Origin of the sequence: Mycobacterium sp. 1165196.3 (genome assembly GCF_001673415.1) — a bacterium.
GTDB lineage: Bacteria > Actinomycetota > Actinomycetes > Mycobacteriales > Mycobacteriaceae > Mycobacterium > Mycobacterium europaeum_A.
This window is the reverse complement of record NZ_LZLU01000009.1, coordinates 1-16,547: the sequence shown is the minus strand read 5'-3', so window position 1 is coordinate 16,547 and position 16,547 is coordinate 1. Positions and strand designations below refer to the sequence as shown.

Annotated in this window: 16 protein-coding genes; 4 read left to right on the top strand and 12 right to left on the bottom strand. The window is 69.8% G+C overall.

Going from position 1 to position 16,547, the window contains the following annotated elements:
- The 4 genes from A5659_RS28875 to rimP all read right to left on the bottom strand — a co-directional run.
- A partial coding sequence (locus A5659_RS28875; RefSeq protein WP_197497867.1) for a translation initiation factor IF-2 N-terminal domain-containing protein occupies window positions 1-730 on the bottom strand: 730 nt, incomplete at its 3' end.
- Window positions 731-838: 108 nt separating this feature from the next.
- Window positions 839-1,072 (bottom strand): YlxR family protein, encoded by a 234-nt coding sequence (locus A5659_RS26605; protein ID WP_231997697.1) that lies wholly within the window; start codon window positions 1,070-1,072, stop codon window positions 839-841.
- A gap of 195 nt (window positions 1,073-1,267) precedes the next feature.
- Entirely contained in the window at window positions 1,268-2,323 is a 1,056-nt protein-coding gene (nusA, locus tag A5659_RS00885; protein WP_066866986.1) for a transcription termination factor NusA, read from the bottom strand.
- Window positions 2,320-2,856, bottom strand: coding sequence for a ribosome maturation factor RimP (rimP, locus tag A5659_RS00880; RefSeq protein ID WP_066876211.1), 537 nt, complete (start codon window positions 2,854-2,856; stop codon window positions 2,320-2,322). Before rimP ends, nusA begins: the two co-directional genes overlap by 4 nt.
- Window positions 2,857-3,084: 228 nt before the next feature.
- Here rimP and A5659_RS00875 point away from each other — a divergent pair, with 228 nt between their 5' ends.
- Together A5659_RS00875 and A5659_RS00870 are read left to right on the top strand one after the other, a co-directional pair.
- Window positions 3,085-3,615 (top strand): hypothetical protein, encoded by a 531-nt coding sequence (locus A5659_RS00875; protein ID WP_066866980.1) that lies wholly within the window; start codon window positions 3,085-3,087, stop codon window positions 3,613-3,615.
- Window positions 3,612-4,058 (top strand): ferritin-like domain-containing protein, encoded by a 447-nt coding sequence (locus A5659_RS00870; protein ID WP_066866978.1) that lies wholly within the window; start codon window positions 3,612-3,614, stop codon window positions 4,056-4,058. The genes A5659_RS00875 and A5659_RS00870 overlap by 4 nt, the downstream gene beginning before the upstream one ends.
- On the opposite strand, the gene A5659_RS00865 is transcribed toward A5659_RS00870, so the two are convergent.
- The 8 genes from A5659_RS00865 to mqo all read right to left on the bottom strand — a co-directional run bounded on the left by A5659_RS00865 (window position 4,055) and on the right by mqo (window position 14,810).
- Window positions 4,055-5,812 (bottom strand): proline--tRNA ligase, encoded by a 1,758-nt coding sequence (locus A5659_RS00865; protein WP_067137285.1) that lies wholly within the window; start codon window positions 5,810-5,812, stop codon window positions 4,055-4,057. The two genes, A5659_RS00870 and A5659_RS00865, sit on opposite strands and share 4 nt — an antisense overlap.
- 99 nt (window positions 5,813-5,911) lie before the next feature.
- Window positions 5,912-7,519 (bottom strand): MFS transporter, encoded by a 1,608-nt coding sequence (locus A5659_RS00860; RefSeq protein WP_066866974.1) that lies wholly within the window; start codon window positions 7,517-7,519, stop codon window positions 5,912-5,914.
- A 33-nt stretch (window positions 7,520-7,552) separates the two neighbouring features.
- Window positions 7,553-8,758, bottom strand: a complete 1,206-nt coding sequence (gene cobA, locus A5659_RS00855; protein WP_066876216.1) for a uroporphyrinogen-III C-methyltransferase — start codon at window positions 8,756-8,758, stop codon at window positions 7,553-7,555.
- Between the two features lie 174 nt (window positions 8,759-8,932).
- Complete coding sequence (locus tag A5659_RS00850) at window positions 8,933-10,330, bottom strand: cobyrinate a,c-diamide synthase (RefSeq protein ID WP_197497865.1); 1,398 nt, start codon at window positions 10,328-10,330, stop codon at window positions 8,933-8,935.
- Window positions 10,327-10,941 (bottom strand): cob(I)yrinic acid a,c-diamide adenosyltransferase, encoded by a 615-nt coding sequence (gene cobO / locus A5659_RS00845; RefSeq protein WP_066866967.1) that lies wholly within the window; start codon window positions 10,939-10,941, stop codon window positions 10,327-10,329. The genes A5659_RS00850 and cobO overlap by 4 nt, the downstream gene beginning before the upstream one ends.
- 19 nt (window positions 10,942-10,960) lie before the next feature.
- Window positions 10,961-12,820: a magnesium chelatase subunit D family protein gene (locus tag A5659_RS00840; protein ID WP_066866965.1), complete on the bottom strand. Its 1,860-nt coding sequence runs from the start codon at window positions 12,818-12,820 to the stop codon at window positions 10,961-10,963.
- Entirely contained in the window at window positions 12,817-13,287 is a 471-nt protein-coding gene (locus A5659_RS00835) for a GNAT family N-acetyltransferase (protein WP_066877891.1), read from the bottom strand. The genes A5659_RS00840 and A5659_RS00835 overlap by 4 nt, the downstream gene beginning before the upstream one ends.
- Complete coding sequence (gene mqo, locus A5659_RS00830) at window positions 13,284-14,810, bottom strand: malate dehydrogenase (quinone) (RefSeq protein ID WP_082975867.1); 1,527 nt, start codon at window positions 14,808-14,810, stop codon at window positions 13,284-13,286. Before mqo ends, A5659_RS00835 begins: the two co-directional genes overlap by 4 nt.
- 159 nt (window positions 14,811-14,969) lie before the next feature.
- On the opposite strand from mqo, the gene A5659_RS00825 reads away from it, so the two are divergent.
- Window positions 14,970-15,977, top strand: a complete 1,008-nt coding sequence (locus A5659_RS00825; RefSeq protein WP_066866990.1) for an alpha/beta hydrolase — start codon at window positions 14,970-14,972, stop codon at window positions 15,975-15,977.
- Window positions 15,978-15,981: 4 nt separating this feature from the next.
- The coding region (locus A5659_RS00820) for an FAD-dependent oxidoreductase (protein ID WP_197497864.1) at window positions 15,982-16,547 on the top strand (566 nt) is incomplete at its 3' end.

Here is a 16,547-nt window from a genome sequence, read left to right as displayed (position 1 = left end):
CGCGGGCCCGGCGTCGCGGCGGTGGCGGCGGCGTCGGCGCCCCGCCCGGGAGGGGCGGCGGCTTCCGCGGCCGTCCCGGAGGCGGTGGCGGCGGTGGCCGTCCGGGCCAGCGCGGCGGTGCCGCGGGTGCGTTCGGTCGCCCCGGCGGTGCGCCGCGACGCGGCCGCAAGTCGAAGCGGGCGAAACGCGCCGAATACGAGAAGGGGTTGTTGCCGACGCGCGGGGCGCGGGGCTTGGGCATCGGGCCCGGACGCGGGCCCGGCGTCGCGCCGGGGCGCGGCGCCTGGCCGGCGGCCTGCCCGGGCGCGGGTGGTTTGGGCTGTCCCGGGGCCGGGGCGGAGGGCCGGGCCGGGGCCGGGCCCGGACGGGCTGGGGCCTCGGTGGGCGCGGCCGCGGAGGCCTGGGGCGCGGCGGGCTTGGCGGGCGTCGCGGTCGCTTCGCCGTTGCCGCCCGCGGTGCCGATGGCGCTGTCGAGGGCCTTGTCGAGCGATTTGTCGGGGGACTTGGCGGCGGGCGCCTTGGCCCCGCCCTGTGCCGCGGCCTTCGCGGGGGCCTTCTCGGCGGACTTGCCGCCGCCGAAGGATTCGCGCAGCCGGCGAGCAACCGGAGCTTCTACCGTCGACGATGCTGATTTAACGAATTCGCCCTGATCATTCAGTCGGGCGAGGACTTCCTTGCTGGTGACACCGAGTTCCTTAGCCAACTCGTGTACGCGGGCCTTACCTGCCACTACATCTCCTGTCTATGAGGCGACAGTCGTGGGGCCGCGCCTCGGGAATTAGCTGTAACGCATAGGAATGCGAATCATCGGGACTTCACGGTGTGCTCATGTTCTTTGCTACCTGTTCTGTTGCCGGGTAGATCGGGCGCATTTAGAGACTCCCAGGAACTCTACGTGCTCGACCACCGCGGATGTATCCGGTGAACCGGTGATGCGCAGCGCTCTGGTGAAAGCCCGCCGCCGGATTGCCTGTTGCGCGCACTGCGGCCCGGGATGCAGCCATGCACCCCGCCCCGGCAGGCTCTTGCCTGTGTCAACGATCACGGCGAATTCGCCGTTCCCGTTCGGCACAGCCACCACTCGAAGCAACTCGACGGCCAGCTCTCGCTTCCGGCACCCGACGCACGTCCGTACGGGTCCACCCGCATGACGGTGCGACGTGATTTCGGGAGCCGAAAGTTCGCGCTGGATCACGGCTCAGTCTAGCGTCACCGGATCGAAGCTCAGAACCGCCCGAGCATGCGCCGGCGCGACCCGGCCGGACCGCTAGCGGTCGCGGGCCATTCCGTGGGTGGCGCCGTGTTCGGACTGGCTCTCCGGATGCCCGCCCGCCCCGGCGGGCGAGTCGCCGCGGATGTCGATGCGCCACCCGGTGAGCCGGGCGGCCAGGCGCGCGTTCTGGCCTTCCTTGCCGATGGCCAAGGACAACTGGAAGTCGGGCACCACCACCCGGGCGGCGCGGGCGGCCTGGTCGATGATCGACACCGACACCACCTTCGCCGGCGACAGCGCATTGGCGACAAAGCGGGCGGGGTCCTCGTCGTAGTCGATGATGTCGATCTTCTCGCCGGAGAGCTCGCTCATCACGTTGCGGACCCGCTGCCCCATCGGACCGATGCAGGCGCCCTTGGCGTTCAGGCCGGGCAGGTTGGACTTCACCGCGATCTTGGACCGATGGCCGGCCTCCCGCGCCACCGCCACGATCTCGACGGACTCGTCGGCGATCTCGGGGACCTCCAGCGAGAACAACTTGCGGACCAGGTTGGGGTGGGTCCGCGACAGCGTGATCAGCGGCTCGCGGGCCCCGCGGGTCACCCCGATGACGTAGCACCGCACCCGGTTGCCGTGTTCGTAGCTTTCCCCGGGGACCTGCTCGGCCGCCGGGATCACGCCCTCGGAGGCCTTCGTCTCGGTGCCCATCCGGACCACCACCAGGCCACGCGCGTTGGCCCGGCTGTCGCGCTGGATGACGCCGGCGACGATCTCGCCCTCGCGGGTGGAGAACTCGCCGTAGGTCCGCTCGTTTTCGGCGTCCCGGAACCGCTGCAGCATGACCTGCCGGGCGGTGGTGGCGGCGATGCGGCCGAAACCCTCGGGGGTGTCGTCCCATTCGCTGATGACGTTGTCGTCTTCGTCGGTCTCCCGGGCCATCACCTTCACGACACCGGTCTTGCGGTCGATCTCGATCCGCGCGTCGTTCTGGTGGCCTTCGGTGTGCCGGTAGGCGGTGAGCAGCGCCGATTTGATCGTCTCGAGCAGCTCGTTGACCGAGATGCCGCGGTCCACCTCGATGGCATGCAGCGCGGCCATGTCGATGTTCATAGGCGCCGCTCCTCCGTCCTTTGGGCCTGACCCGTGGTCGCCAGTTCCAGCTCCGCTTGGTTAGGGGGCGAAAACTCCACTTGGACAACAGCTTTGACGATGTCGGCGAGGGGGATCTGGCGCACCGCCAGATCCCGGCCCGCGCGCACCACCAGTGCGACCGCGCCATCGCCCGTCTCGCCGACCCGGCCGGTCAGCGTCGATCCGTCCGATAGGACGACGTCGACCTTGCGGCCGCGCGCCCGGCGGAAGTGCTTCGCGCTGGTCAGCGGGCGGTCCACGCCGGGCGAGGAGACCTCGAGCACGTACTGGTCGCCGATGGTGTCCAGGCCGTCGAGCAGTGCCGATGCCGAGCGGGACAACGTGGCCGCCGTGTCCAGATCGAGGCCGTTGTCGCCGTCGGCGATCACCATGATTCGCGGGGGGCGGGTCCGGGCGTCGATGACCACGTCTTCGATCTCGAATCCGGCGCGCGCAAACTCTCCACCGAGTAGCTCGATCACCTGCGTCTGCGACGGTAGCCCGGTGGTCACGGCGAGCTCCTCATCTTGAGTTGTCCGGTCATCTGGCGGATGTCGGCGCCCCGATGGCTTCGCAGGCGGCTTCCGGTGTCCCGGCGGAGGAACGCCCGTTGCTGACGTTGCTGTCGGCGGCCGCCCTCTGCGAGAACCAGCTATCCACGATACGCCAGGAATCGCGGTTGACGGCGTGATCGCGTCCTGGCATCTTGCCCGGCTGCGCGCCGATGGCAGGATGTCTTTGTGCCTAGCGCAGTTCCGTTCGTCAACAGGCGAGATGTGCTCGCCGGTGGTGCGGCTTTGGCTGCGCTCGGGGCGGTGGTGTCCGCCTGCGGCAAGTCCGCGCCCAAACCGCCGCCGGTCGAGCAATTGCTGGGGCCGCTGGATCAGGCCCGGCACGACAGCGCGCTGGCGGGTGCCGCCGCAGCGGCCATCGGGAACCCGCCTCAGGTCGCCGCCGCGTTGACCGTGGTGGCGAGCCAGCGCGCCGCGCATGCCCGCGCGCTGTCCGCGGAGATCTCGCGCGCGGCCGGCAAGCTCGCCACCTCCCCCACGAGCGAGACGCCCAACCCGGGCCAGGCCCAGCCGGCCGGCCCGCCACCGCCTCCGCCGCCGGTGTCCGACGTCATCAACGCGCTGCGGGCCTCGGCCGACAGCGCCACCCGCCTGGTGGGCACCGAGTCGGGCTATCGGGCCGGGTTGCTGGCCTCGATCGCCGCCTCCTGCACTGCCTCGTACACGGTCGCGCTCGTGCCCGGGGGGCCGTCGATATGACCTCCGGCAAGGATGCCGACAACACGGCGCTGTGCGACGCGCTGGCCATCGAGCACTCGACGATCTACGGCTACGGCATCGTCTCGGCGCTGTCCCCGCCCAGCGTGAACGACATGGTCGTAGAGGCCCTCGCGCAGCACCGCCAGCGCCGTGACGACGTCATCGCGATGCTCAATGCCCGCAAGGTGACCGTTCCCGTCGCCGCGGCGGGCTACCAGCTGCCGCTGGTGGTCGGCGGCCCGGCCGACGCCGCGCGCCTGGCCGCGCGGATGGAGAACGACGGCGCGGGGGCGTGGCGCGTCGTCGCCGAGCACGCCGAGAGCGGCGCCGACCGCGCGTTCGCCGCGACGGCCCTGGTGCAGAGCGCGGTCATGGGCGCCCGGTGGAGCCGCGTGCTAGGCGCCTGGCCCATCACGACGAGCTTCCCCGGGGGCAACGACTAACCCCTGTTCGGCGAGCAGGCCGCCGCGATGTCGGCGGCCAGTGACGGCCCGGTGGCCAGTTCGCGGGTTTCGCCGCCGAAGCGGTCGCGCAGCTCCACCACCCCGTCCGCCCAGCCCCGGCCCACCACGACGATCCAGGGGACGCCGAGCAGTTCGGCGTCCTTGAACTTCACGCCGGGTGAGGCCTGGCGGTCGTCGAGCAGCACTTCGACGCCCAACCGGTCCAGCTCGTCGGCCAGGTTGGTGGCGCCGGTACGCGCCTCCGCGTCCTTATTGGCGATCACCAGATGCACGTCGAACGGGGCGACCGCCGACGGCCAGCGCAGGCCCAGTTCGTCGTGGTGCTGCTCGGCGATGACGGCCACCATCCGTGACACCCCGAGCCCGTAGGAGCCCATGGTCAGCCGGACCGGCTTGCCGTCCTCACCGAGCACGTCGGCGGTGAAGGCGTCGGTGTATTTGCGGCCGAGCTGGAAGATGTGCGCCACCTCGATGCCACGCGCCGAGACCAGCGGACCCGCGCCGTCCGGTGAGGGGTCGCCGTCGCGCACCTCGGCGGCCTCGATGGTGCCGTCGGCGGTGAAGTCCCGGCCGGCGACCAGCCCGACGACGTGCCGCCCGGGCGCGTCGGCCCCGGTGATCCAGCTGGTGCCGTCCACCACCCGCGGGTCGACCAGATAGCGAACACCGTTGTCCTGCAAGCCTTTCGGGCCGATGTATCCCTTCACCAGGAAGGGATACTTGGCGAAGTCGGCGTCGTCGAGCAACGCGTATTCGGCCGGTTCCAGCGCCGCGCCCAGCCGTTTGTCGTCGACCTCGCGGTCACCCGGCACCCCGATGGCCAGCAGCTCCCACTCCCCGCCGGGCTGACGCACCTTGAGCAGCACGTTCTTCAACGTGTCGGCCGCGGTGACGGCGCGGCCCAGGTCCGCCCGGTTGGCCCAGTCCACCAGCGTGGCGATGGTCGGGGTGTCGCCCGTGTCGTGCACCACCGCCTCGGGCAGCCCGTCGATCGGCTGCGCCTCCGGGCGCGCGGTGATGACGGCCTCGACGTTGGCCGCGTAGCCGGATTCCAGGCACCGCACGAAGGTGTCCTCCCCGACGGCGCTTTCGGCCAGAAACTCCTCCGACGCGCTGCCGCCCATGGCCCCCGATACCGCGGAGACGATGACGTAGCGCACCTGAAGGCGCGCGAAGATGCGCTGATAGGCCTCCCGGTGCGCGTGATAGGCGGCCTTGAGTCCGGCGTCGTCGATGTCGAACGAATAGGAGTCCTTCATCACGAACTCCCGGACCCGCAGGATGCCGGCCCGCGGCCGCGCCTCGTCGCGATACTTGTTCTGGATCTGATAGAGCAGGACCGGAAAGTCTTTGTAGGAGCTGTATTCACCTTTGACGGTCAGGGTGAACAGCTCTTCGTGGGTGGGGCCCAGCAGGAAGTCATTGCCGCGGCGATCCTGCAGCCGAAACACCGAGTCGCCGTACTCCGTCCACCGGTTCGTCGTCTCGTACGGCGCGCGTGGCAGCAGCGCGGGAAACAGGATCTCCTGTCCGCCAATGGCATTCATCTCGTCACGGACGATGCGCTCGATGCGGCGCAGCACCCGTAATCCGAGCGGCAACCAGCTGTACAGGCCGGGCGCGACGGGCCGGATGTAGCCGGCCCGGATCAGCAGCTTGTGGCTGGCGACTTCGGCGTCGGCGGGATCGTCGCGCAAGGTGCGCAAAAACAATTGGGACATCCGGGTGATCACAGCGGGCTAGCCTAGCGGTGATCACAAGCGCGGCGAAGCCGGGCGCAGTGGGTCACCGCCATCGGGCCTAGCGGTGACTGCGAACCCGCCTGCGGTGAGCTACAGCTCCCCGGCGTCCATCGCTTCCTTGACCTCTTGCGCGTGCGCAACCTGGTCGGGGGTGTAGCCGATCAACAGCGCCGCGCCGCCGACGATGACGGCCACCCCGGCCAGCCAGAGCAGCCCGTAGGTGTAGCCGTTGTCCAGCGCGGCCAACTGCGCATCGTTCATGAACTTGACCGGGCCGGTGGTGCCGCCCATATACAGCGTCCGCGAGGTGATCACCGCCTGGACGACGGCCAGCACCAGCGGCCCACCCAGGCTCTGCAGCATCAGCGTGACGGCCGATACCGGTCCGATCTGATCGAAGCCCACACCGGCGATGGCCGACAGCGTGAGGGGAACGACGGCCATGCCGATGCCGATGCCGCCGACCACGATGGGCAGCACCAGGTTGGGGAAGTAAGCAGCCCCGCGGTGCATGAACGCCCAGCCGAACAACATCGCCCAGAACAGCAGGATCCCGCCGCCGATGGTCAGCACCCGCGGGGAGAACCGGGACACCAGCTGCGAGGAGACGCCGAGGCCGATGCCCATCGCGATGACGAACGGGATGAAGCCGACGCCCGCGCGCAGCGCGCTGTAACCGAGGATGTCCTGCACGTACAGGCCGATGCACACGGTCAGGCTGAACATCAGCCCGCCGGCCAGGAAGATCGCGGTGAAGGTGACCAGCCGGTTGCGATCACGGAACAGGCCGAACGGAACGACGGGGTTCTCGGCGGTGCGCTCCACGATGACGAAGGCCAGCGCGGCACCCAGCGCCACCACGCCCGAGCCGATGGTGGTGATCGACATCCAGCCCTTTTCCGGCCCCATCGAAAAGGCGAATACGGCCGCGGTGCAGGCCAAGGTGGCCAGTATGGCCCCGGTGGCGTCGAGCTTCATCCGCTCGCGGTTGGTCTCCCGCAGTGCGGTGCGGGCCAGGTACATCATCACCAAGCCGATCGGCACGTTCACCAGGAACGCCAGCCGCCAGGACACCTCGGTAAGCGCCCCGCCGACGACCAGGCCCATCACCGAGCCGACCGCCGTCATCGCGGCGAACACCGCGGTCGCGAAGTTACGGGCCGGCCCCTTGGGGAAGGTGGTGGCCACCAGCGCCAGGCCGGTCGGTGAGGCGATGGCGGAACCGACGCCCTGCGACAGTCGCGCGATGACCATGGTCGCCTCGTCCCAGGCGACCGCGCACAGCACGGAGGAGATGGTGAACAGCGCGACACCGACGATGAAGGTTCGCTTGCGCCCGATGGTGTCGCCGAGACGACCGCCGAGCAGCATCAGCCCGCCGAACGTCAGCACGTAGGCGGTGATCACCCAGCTGCGGCCGGCGTCGGACAGGCTCAGCTCGTTTTGGATCTTGGGGAGCGCGACGATGGCGACGGTGCTGTCCATGGTCGCGAGGAGTTGCATGCCGCCGATGGCGATGACGGCCGCGATGAAGCGCCGCGAGGGCAGCCACGCCGGATAATACTTGCTGATGCGCGTTGAGGCGGTCTCCGCCGGGGCTTTCGCGGTGGTCTCCGCCGCGCGCACCGGGGCCGGACGATCGGGGCGCGCCGAGGCAAGATTCTGCACCGCGCGCTCTGCATCGTTGAGAGCCGTCATAAAGGGTTACCTTACAGTAATCTTAAGAACCGTTTAAAGCCCGAAAGCCGCCACAGCGCCGATCACGATGATCGCCGGAGGTCGGATACCGTCGGCGCGGATCTTTTCGGGCGTGTCGGCGAGGGTAGCCCGCAAAGTGTGTTGAGCGGCGGTCGTTCCATGCTGAACGACCAACACCGGAGTATCCGCAGGTCGGCCGCCTTTGAGGAGCGCCTCGGCGAAAAGTTCGATGCGCTCGACGGCCATCAGCAAAACAATGGTGCCGGACATTGCGGCCAGCGCATCCCAATTCACTAACGATTCGGGATGACCGGGTGGGAGATGCCCGCTGACCACCACGAACTCGTGATTTATCGCCCGATGAGTGACCGGGACGCCCGCTAAAGCGGGCACTCCTATGGCGCTCGTCACACCCGGCACCACGGTCACCGAAATCCCGGCCTCGGCGCACGCCAGCACCTCCTCGTAGCCGCGGGCGAACACGAAGGGGTCCCCGCCCTTCAGGCGAACTACGAAGCTGCCGGCGCGGGCGCGCTCGATCATCACGTCGTTGATCGCATCCTGGGCCATCGCCCGCCCATACGGGATCTTGGCGGCGTCGATGACTTCGACGTGCGGGGGCAGTTCCGCGAGCAGTTCCGGTGGCGCCAGCCGGTCGGCGACCACGACGTCGGCCTGGGCCAGCAGGCGGCGGCCGCGCACGGTGATGAGTTCGGGGTCGCCGGGCCCGCCGCCGACCAGCGCGACGCCGCCCTTGACGACGTCGGAGCCCACCGGGCTCTCGGGCGTGATGAGCCCGGTCTGCAGCGCCTCGCGGATGGCCGAGCGGATCGCCGCCGACCGGCGGTGCTCGCCACCGGCCAGCACGCCGACCGACAGCCCCGCGTAGTCGAAAGATGCTGGGGTGACGGCGGTCCCCTCAACGGCGACGTCGGCGCGAACGCAGAAGATGCGGCGCCGTTCGGCCTCGGCGACCACAGCCTCGTTCACGCGCGGGTCGTCGGTGGCCGCGATCGCATACCAGGCTCCGTCGAGGTCGCCGTCGCGGTATTCGCGCAGTGCCAGTGTGATTCCCGTCATCGCCTCGACCGATCGGGTGGCGCTGCGGGAGATGACGTGGACGTCGGCGCCGCTGGAGATGAGCAAGGGTAACCGGCGCTGGGCAACGGTGCCGCCGCCGACCACGACGACCTTCTTGCCGGTCAGCCGCAGCCCAACAAGGTAGGCGCTCTCGGTCACCCGGCAAGCCTAGTGGCGATCGCTAGCGCGGCGGAGCCGGGCGCCGCGAGTCGCCACCATCGATCTAGTGGCGATCGCTAGCGCGGCGGAGCCGGGCGCCGCGGGTCGCCACCATCGATCTAGTGGCGATCGCTAGCGCGGCGAAGCCGGGCGCCGCGGGTCGCCACCATCGATCTAGTGGCGATCGCTAGCGCGGCGAAGCCGGGAGTCAGCGTGTGCCACGAAGCGCGCCACCGCCTCCGGCGCGGCCGCCGGGTGGGTGTGCAGATAAGACGCGTGCACCCCGGCGTGCACGGCGCCGTCACGCACGGCGGCGCTCCCCTGGGCGGCTCCGTCGACCCGGTACATCCAGGCCGGCTGATAATCGTCGCTGAATGTGACTGTGGTGCGGTGAAATTCGTGCCCTACCGCCCGCTGGCCCGCGGCGTGCAACGACGAATCCGCCACGGCGACGGCATCGCGATACGCCAGGGTCAGCTGCGACGTGAATTGCGCCCGCCCGGCCAGCACATCACACATCGGATGGCCGTCGAGGTCGGAGACCAGGTAGATCAGCCCCGCGCACTCGGCGTGTATCGGCGCCCCCGCGGCGGCCAGCTCCTTGATCTGCCGGCGGACGACGTCGTTGGCCGAGAGCTCCGCGGTGAACTGTTCGGGAAAACCGCCGGGCAGCAACACCGCATCGGCGCCGTTGGGCAACGCGTCGACGAGCGGGTCGAATTCGACCACATCGGCGCCGGCGGCGGCCAGCAGTTCCCGGTGTTCTGCGTAGCCGAAACTGAATGCCTTGCCCGCCGCCATCGCGACAGTGGCACGCCCGGCGGGCGTCTCCCCGACCACCGCCGCCGGATCCCAGGGCGGTTGCGCGACCCGGCTTGCGGCGGCGGTAACGACCGCCGCCAGGTCGACGTGGCGAGCGACCAAATCGGTCATCGCCTCCACCGCCAGCCGCGCCCGCTGCCCGTACTCCACCGCGGTGACAAGTCCCAAATACCTTGTGGGCAGCTCCAATTCGGCCACCCGAGGAATGGCGCCCAGCACCGGGACGCCGGCGTGCTCGCAGGCCTGCCGCAACACCTGCTCGTGCCGGGCCGATCCGACCCGGTTCAGGATCACCCCGGCCACGCGGGTACCGGTGTCAAAAGTGGAAAAGCCATGCAGCAGCGCGGCGACGCTCTGGCTCTGCCCGCGCGCATCGACGACCAGAACGACGGGTGCAGCCAGCAGGCCTGCCACGTGGGCCGTCGAGCCCGCCGCGGGAGTGGTTGCAGCGGACCCGATCCGGCCGTCGAACAGCCCCATCACCCCTTCGACCACGGCGATGTCCGCGCCACGCGCGCCGTGGGCGTACAGCGGGCCGATCAGACCCTCCCCCACCAGCACCGGGTCGAGGTTGCGGCCGGGGCGGCCGGCGGCGAGGCCGTGATAGCCGGGATCGATGAAGTCCGGGCCCACCTTGAACGGCGCCACCGCGTGGCCCGCCTGCCGCAAGGCACCGATCAAACCCGTTGCCAGCGTGGTCTTTCCGCTGCCCGAGGCTGGGGCGGCGATGACCACCGCGGGAACACTCACCACTCGATGCCCTTCTGCCCCTTGCGTCCTACGTCCATCGGATGCTTGACCTTCGCCATCTCGGTCACCAGGTCGGCCGCGTCGATCAGGCTCTGCGGGGCGTCGCGTCCGGTGACGACCACGTGCTGATGACCGGGTCGCGCCGCCAGCGCCCGCACCACCTCGTGGACGTCCACCCAACCCCACTTCAGCGGATAGGTGAACTCGTCCAGCACGTAGAAGTCGTGGCGCTGATCGACCAGCCGGCGCGCGATCTCCGCCCAGCCGTCGGCCGCGGCCGCCGCGTGATCGACGTCGCTGCCCGCCTTGCGGGTCCAGGACCAGCCCGCGCCCATCTTGTGCCATTCCACACAACCACCGATCCCGTGCTGGTCGTGCAGTTGGCCCAGCTGACCGAAGACCGCCTCCTCGCCCACCTTCCACTTGGCGCTTTTGACGAACTGAAACACCGCGACCGACAGGCCGGCGTTCCAGGCCCGCAACGCCATTCCAAATGCGGCCGTGGACTTTCCCTTGCCGGCGCCGGTGTGCACAGCCAGCACGGGCGTGTGGCGCCGCGCCCGCGTGGTCAGGCCGTCATCGGGAACCTGCAATGGAACACCCTGTGGCATAAGCGTTTAACCCTTTCGCTCAGGCCGCGTCGCGCACCGCGCGCGTCAGGGAATCGGCGTGCAGCTGCTCCAGCCGGATCGCCGGTGCGGCCAGCTGGCGGGCCAGTTGCCCGGCCAGGCCCAGCCGCACAAAGGACGTCTCGCAGTCGACCACCACGGCGGCCACGCCCTCGGCGACCAGCCTCGCCGCCGCGATCCGGGTGCGGCCCAACGGATCCGGCCCGGCGGTGGCCCGGCCGTCGGTCAGCACCACCACCAGGGGACGCCGCGCCCGGTCGCGGGCCTTCTCCCGCACGATGAGCTCGCGCGCGGCCAGCAGGCCCTCGGCCAGCGGGGTCTTGCCGCCGGTGTCGAACCGCGCCAGTCGCCGCCCGGCGATGTGCGCCGACGAGGTCGGCGGCAACAGCAGCCGCGCCTCCTGGTGGCGGAACGTGATCACGGCGACCTTGTCGCGCCGCTGATACGCGTCGCGCAGCAGCGACAGTGTGGCGCCGCCGACCGCGGCCATGCGATCGCGGGCGGCCATCGAACCCGACGCGTCCACGACGAAGATCACCAGATTGCCTTCGCGGCCCTCGCGCACGGCGCGGCGCAGATCGTCGGGCTGGGGCCGCAACGGCCCGGAACCGGCGCGCTCGGCGGCGGACAGGAGGGTGGCGAACAGGTGCAGTCCGTGGCCGCCGCAGCTCGCGTCATCGGCGTCGGTGGCGGCGATGACGCTGCCGCTGGCGTTGCGGGCCCGGGACCGCCGCCCGGGCGCGCCCTCGCCGACACCGGGAACCCGCAGCGCGCGGGTGGGAAAGGTTTTCGACGGCGGCGCACTGGGTCTGGTCTTTGGCGGGGCCGGCTTGCCGTCCCGTGCCGAGTTCTGTTGCGACGCAGTTCCTTCCGCGTCGGTGGACTGACCACCGCCGGGCGGGTCGGGATCGGGTTCGGGGTTGGAGTCGGGGTCAGGGTCGGAACCGGCCCGCGCCAGGGCCTCGTCCAGCTGGTCGCGGTCGATGCCCGGGTCGTCGAACGGGTCGCGGCGGCGCCGATGCGGCAACGCCAGTTCGGCGGCCACCCGGATGTCGGATTCCGCGACGGTGTCCGCGCCGCGCCAGGCGGCATGCGCGACGGCGGTGCGGGCCACCACCAGATCGGCGCGCATCCCGTCGACGTCGAACGCCGCGCACAGCGCCGCGATGCGCCGTAATTCGTTGTCGGGCAACACCACATCGTCGACGAGCGCGCGCGCCGCGGCGATGCGCCGGGCCAGCTCGGCGTCGGCGTCGGCGTAGCGCGCGGCGAAACCCTCCGGGTCGGCCTCGTAGGCCATCCGCTGCCGGATGACCTGCACCCGCACGTCGACGTCGCGCGAGGCGTGGACGTCGACGGTGAGCCCGAACCGATCCAGCAGTTGCGGACGCAGTTCGCCCTCTTCAGGATTCATGGTGCCGATCAACACGAACCGGGCCTCATGCGAGTGGGAGATGCCGTCGCGTTCGATGTGCACCCGGCCCATCGCCGCGGCGTCGAGGAGCACGTCGACCAGGTGGTCATGCAGCAGGTTGACCTCGTCGACGTACAGCACCCCGCCGTGTGCCCGGGCCAGCAGGCCCGGCGAGAACGCGTGCTCGCCGTCGCGCAGCACCCGCTGCAGATCCAGCGAGCCGATCACGCGGTCTTCGGTTGCCCCGAGCGGCATTTCGACCAGCCCGGCGTCGCTGCCGGTGGCGTCGGACAGCAATGCCGCGAGGCCGCGCACCGCCGTCGACTTGGCGGTGCCCTTCTCGCCGCGGATCAGCGCGCCGCCGATCTCCGGGCGCACGGCGCACAGCAAGAGCGCCAGGCGCAGCTGATCGTGCCCGACGATCGCGCTGAACGGGTAGGGCTTCACCGTTTTGCCGCCAATCCCGAACCGGGCCGCAGCATGGGCACGTGCGGAACGCCGTCGTCAAGGAAATCGTCGCCGTCGCGCACGAATCCGTGCTGGGCGTACATCTCCGCCAGATACGTCTGCGCGTTGATCCGGCACGGGTAGTCACCCACCTCGGCCAGCGCCGCGCGCAGCAGCCGGGTGGTGTGGCCCTGACCGCGCGCATTGCGTTTTGTACACAGTCGCCCGATCCGGAACGCCTTTTCACCCCCGGCGTGCTCCTCCATCAGCCGCAGGGTGGAGATCACCTCGCCGTCCGGCGTTTCCAGCCAGAAGTGCCGGGTTTCGGCCAGCAGGTCCCGCCCGTCCAGTTCCGGATACGGGATCGCCTGTTCGACGACGAATACCTCCACCCTCAGCTTGAGTAACTCGTAAAGTGTTTGAGCGTCAAGATCTTTAGCCCAAATACGTCGCAGTGCTTCTGTCACTGGCGCCGCTCCTCCTCATCGCTTGCGGGAGCTACGCCCGCATCGCTCAACCCCAAAACCCGCGTTCCCCAGGAAAAGACTTCGTCGTACAGCGCCGGCTCATCCGACAGCGTCGCCCCCAGCGACGGGACCATCTCTTTGAGCGCGGGCAGCCACGACTGAAAGCGGGTGGCAAAACAGCGTTCCAGCACACCGAGCATGATCGGCACGGCGGTCGACGCCCCCGGAGAGCCGCCGAGCAGGCCCGCGATGCTTCCGTCGGCCGCACCCACCACCGTGGTATCGAAGTCGAGCACCCCGCCCTTGCGTTTGTCCCGCCGAATCACCTGCACCCGCTGACCGGCCACCGTCGGCTCCCAATCCGAACCCTGTGCGCCGGGGGCGAATTCGCGCAGCATGCGCAGCCGGTCCGGGACGGACAGCCGCAGCTGGCCGACCAGGTACCTGACCAGCGTCAGCTGCGTGATGCCGACGCCGACCAGGGAGGCCAGGTTGTTCGGCTTGACCGAACGGGGCAGATCGGTGAAGTGGCCGTGTTTCAAGAACTTCGGCGACCAGCCGGCGTACGGGCCGAACACCAGCCACGGCTTGCCGTTGACATAGCGCAGGTCGAGATGCAGCGCACCCAGCGGCGGGGCGCCCGGCGCGGGCGCGCCGTATACCTTGGCGCGGTGCTCGGCCGTCAGCGCCGGGTTGTCGGCGCGCAGGAACCGCCCGCCGATCGGGAATCCCGCGAAACCTCTCACCTCGCCGATGCCGGACTTCTGCAATAGCGGCAGCGCGTCACCGCCGGCCCCGACGAAGACGAATTTGGCGTTCAGCCGGTGCTTTTCGCCGGTGCGCCGGTTGCGGACCAGCAGCGTCCAGGTGCCGTCGGGCTGGCGGGACAGGTTGCGGACCTCGTTACCGAACAACGCGGTCGCGCCGCCGCGCACGCAGAACCCGACGAGTTGTCGTGACAGGGCACCGAAGTCGACGTCGGTGCCGTGGGCGGCCCAGTTCAGCGCCGTCGGTTCGGAGAAGTCGCGCCCGGCGGACATGAACGGTAGCCGGCGGGCGAACTCACCGGGGTCCTCGATCAATTCGATGCCGGCGAACAGCGGGTTGGGCGCCAGGGCCCGTTGCCGTCGCCGGAGGTAGTCGACGCGCTGCGCGCCGCGCACGAAGCTCGCGTGCGGGATCGCGGTGAGGAATCCTCGGTCGGTCAGGATGCCGTTCTCGACGGCGTAGGCCCAGAACTGGCGGGTCACCTGGAATTGCTCGTTGATGCGCACCGCTTTGCTGATGTCGATCGAGCCGTCGGCGCGCTGTGGCGTGTAGTTCAGCTCGCACAGCGCCGAATGCCCGGTGCCGGCGTTGTTCCAGGGGCTGCTGCTCTCGGCGGCGACGGCGTCCAGGCGCTCCACGAAGGTCATCGACCAGTCCGGCTGCAGCCGGCGCAGCAACGCTCCCAGCGTCGCGCTCATGATGCCTGCGCCCACCAGCACGACGTCCGTCCGCGTGGTTGTGGCTAGCGCTGACACCGGCTTGCTGGTCCTTCCCTTGGCTGGGCCGATCCTCAGGTTATCCCGAGGCCATGTCGCCGCGAACGGCGTGCGGCACCCCGTGGCCAGCAAAAGCTCTAAGCTGGCTTGGTGAAAGGCGGGGCGACTGGCGGGGTGACCGGCGAAGCGACCGGCTGGGTGCCCGATGTCCTCCCCGGTTATTGGCAGCGCACCATCGTCCTGGGGTCCGATCCTGCCGGCGAGGGTGACATCGTCGCGACCCTGATACGGCGCGGCCCCGAGTCCCGGCAGTCGGGCCGGCGGCCTGATGGGCGCGCGGTGCTCGCGGTGCACGGTTACACCGACTACTTCTTCCACACCGAACTGGCCGACCATTTCGCGGCCCGTGGCTTCACCTTCTACGCGCTCGACCTGCACAAGTGTGGGCGGTCGCGGCGCGACGGCCAGACGCCGCACTTCATCACTGACCTCACCAACTACCAGACCGAACTCGACCAGGCGCTGGCCGCGGTCGCAGAACACGGCCAGGTGCTGGTGTACGCGCATTCCGCGGGTGGGCTCATCGTGTCGCTGTGGCTGGACCGGCTGCGCCGACGAAACCCGGCCGCCCACGCGGCCGTTCGCGGCCTGGTGCTCAACAGCCCGTTCTTGGAGTTGCCCGGGCCGCCGATCCTGCGGCATTCCGTGACGGTGGCGCTGATCGCGGGCCTGTCCCGGGTGCGGTCCAAGGGGGTGGCCCGCTCGCCGGGTGAGGGTGGCTACGGCACCACGTTGCACCGCGACTACGGCGGCGAGTTCGACTACGACCTGCAGTGGAAACCGGTCGGCGGCTTCCCGATCACCTTCGGTTGGCTGCACGCCATCCGCCGCGGCCAGGCCCGGCTGCATCGCGGCCTGGACGTCGGTGTGCCCAACCTGATCCTGCGCTCGGACCACAGTGTGCACGAAAGCACCGATTCGGCGGCCATGCAGCGCGGCGACGCGGTCCTCGACGTCACCCAGATCGCCCGCTGGGCCGGCTGTATCGGCAACCGCGGCAGCGTAGTTCCGGTGCCCGACGCCAAGCACGACGTGTTCTTGTCGCTGCAGGGGCCACGCGAAGTCGCCTATCGGGAGCTGGACCTCTGGCTGGACGGCTACCTGCGCGCCGACAACGACGCCTCGGCATCGCTGCGAAAGGGGTGACGGCTTGGAGACTTACGACGTCGCGATCATCGGAACCGGTTCGGGTAACAGCATTCTCGATGACCGGTTCGCCGAAAAGCGGGTGGCGATCTGCGAAGAGGGCACGTTCGGTGGCACCTGCCTGAACGTCGGGTGCATCCCGACGAAGATGTTCGTCTACGCCGCAGAGGTAGCCCAGACCATCCGGGGCGCGGCGCGTTTCGGCATCGACGCACGCATCGACCGGGTGCGCTGGGACGACATCGTCTCGCGCGTCTTCGGGCGCATCGACCCGATCGGGGTCAGCGGTGAGGATTACCGGAACGCCGCACCCAACATCGATGTCTACAAGCAGCGCACCCGATTCGGCGGCGTGCAGGCCGACGGCCGCTACCTGTTGCGCACCGATGCGGGCGACGAATTCGCGGCCGACCAGGTGGTGATCGCCGCCGGGGCACGAGCGGTGGTGCCCCCGGCGATCCTCGAGTGCGGCGCCCGGTACTACACCAGCGACACGATCATGCGAATCTCGGAGCTGCCCGAGCATCTGGTGATCGTCGGGGGCGGCTTCGTGGCAGCCGAATTCGCCCA

Excerpts from the sequence above, each read along its gene's own strand:
- A5659_RS00860 (WP_066866974.1), bottom strand. The coding sequence starts at position 7,519 with ATGACGGCTCTCAACGATGCAGAGCGCGCGGTGCAGAATCTTGCCTCG.
- cobO (WP_066866967.1), bottom strand. The coding sequence starts at position 10,941 with ATGCCACAGGGTGTTCCATTGCAGGTTCCCGATGACGGCCTGACCACG.
- A5659_RS00870 (WP_066866978.1), top strand. The coding sequence starts at position 3,612 with ATGACCTCCGGCAAGGATGCCGACAACACGGCGCTGTGCGACGCGCTG.
- nusA (WP_066866986.1), bottom strand. The coding sequence starts at position 2,323 with ATGAACATCGACATGGCCGCGCTGCATGCCATCGAGGTGGACCGCGGC.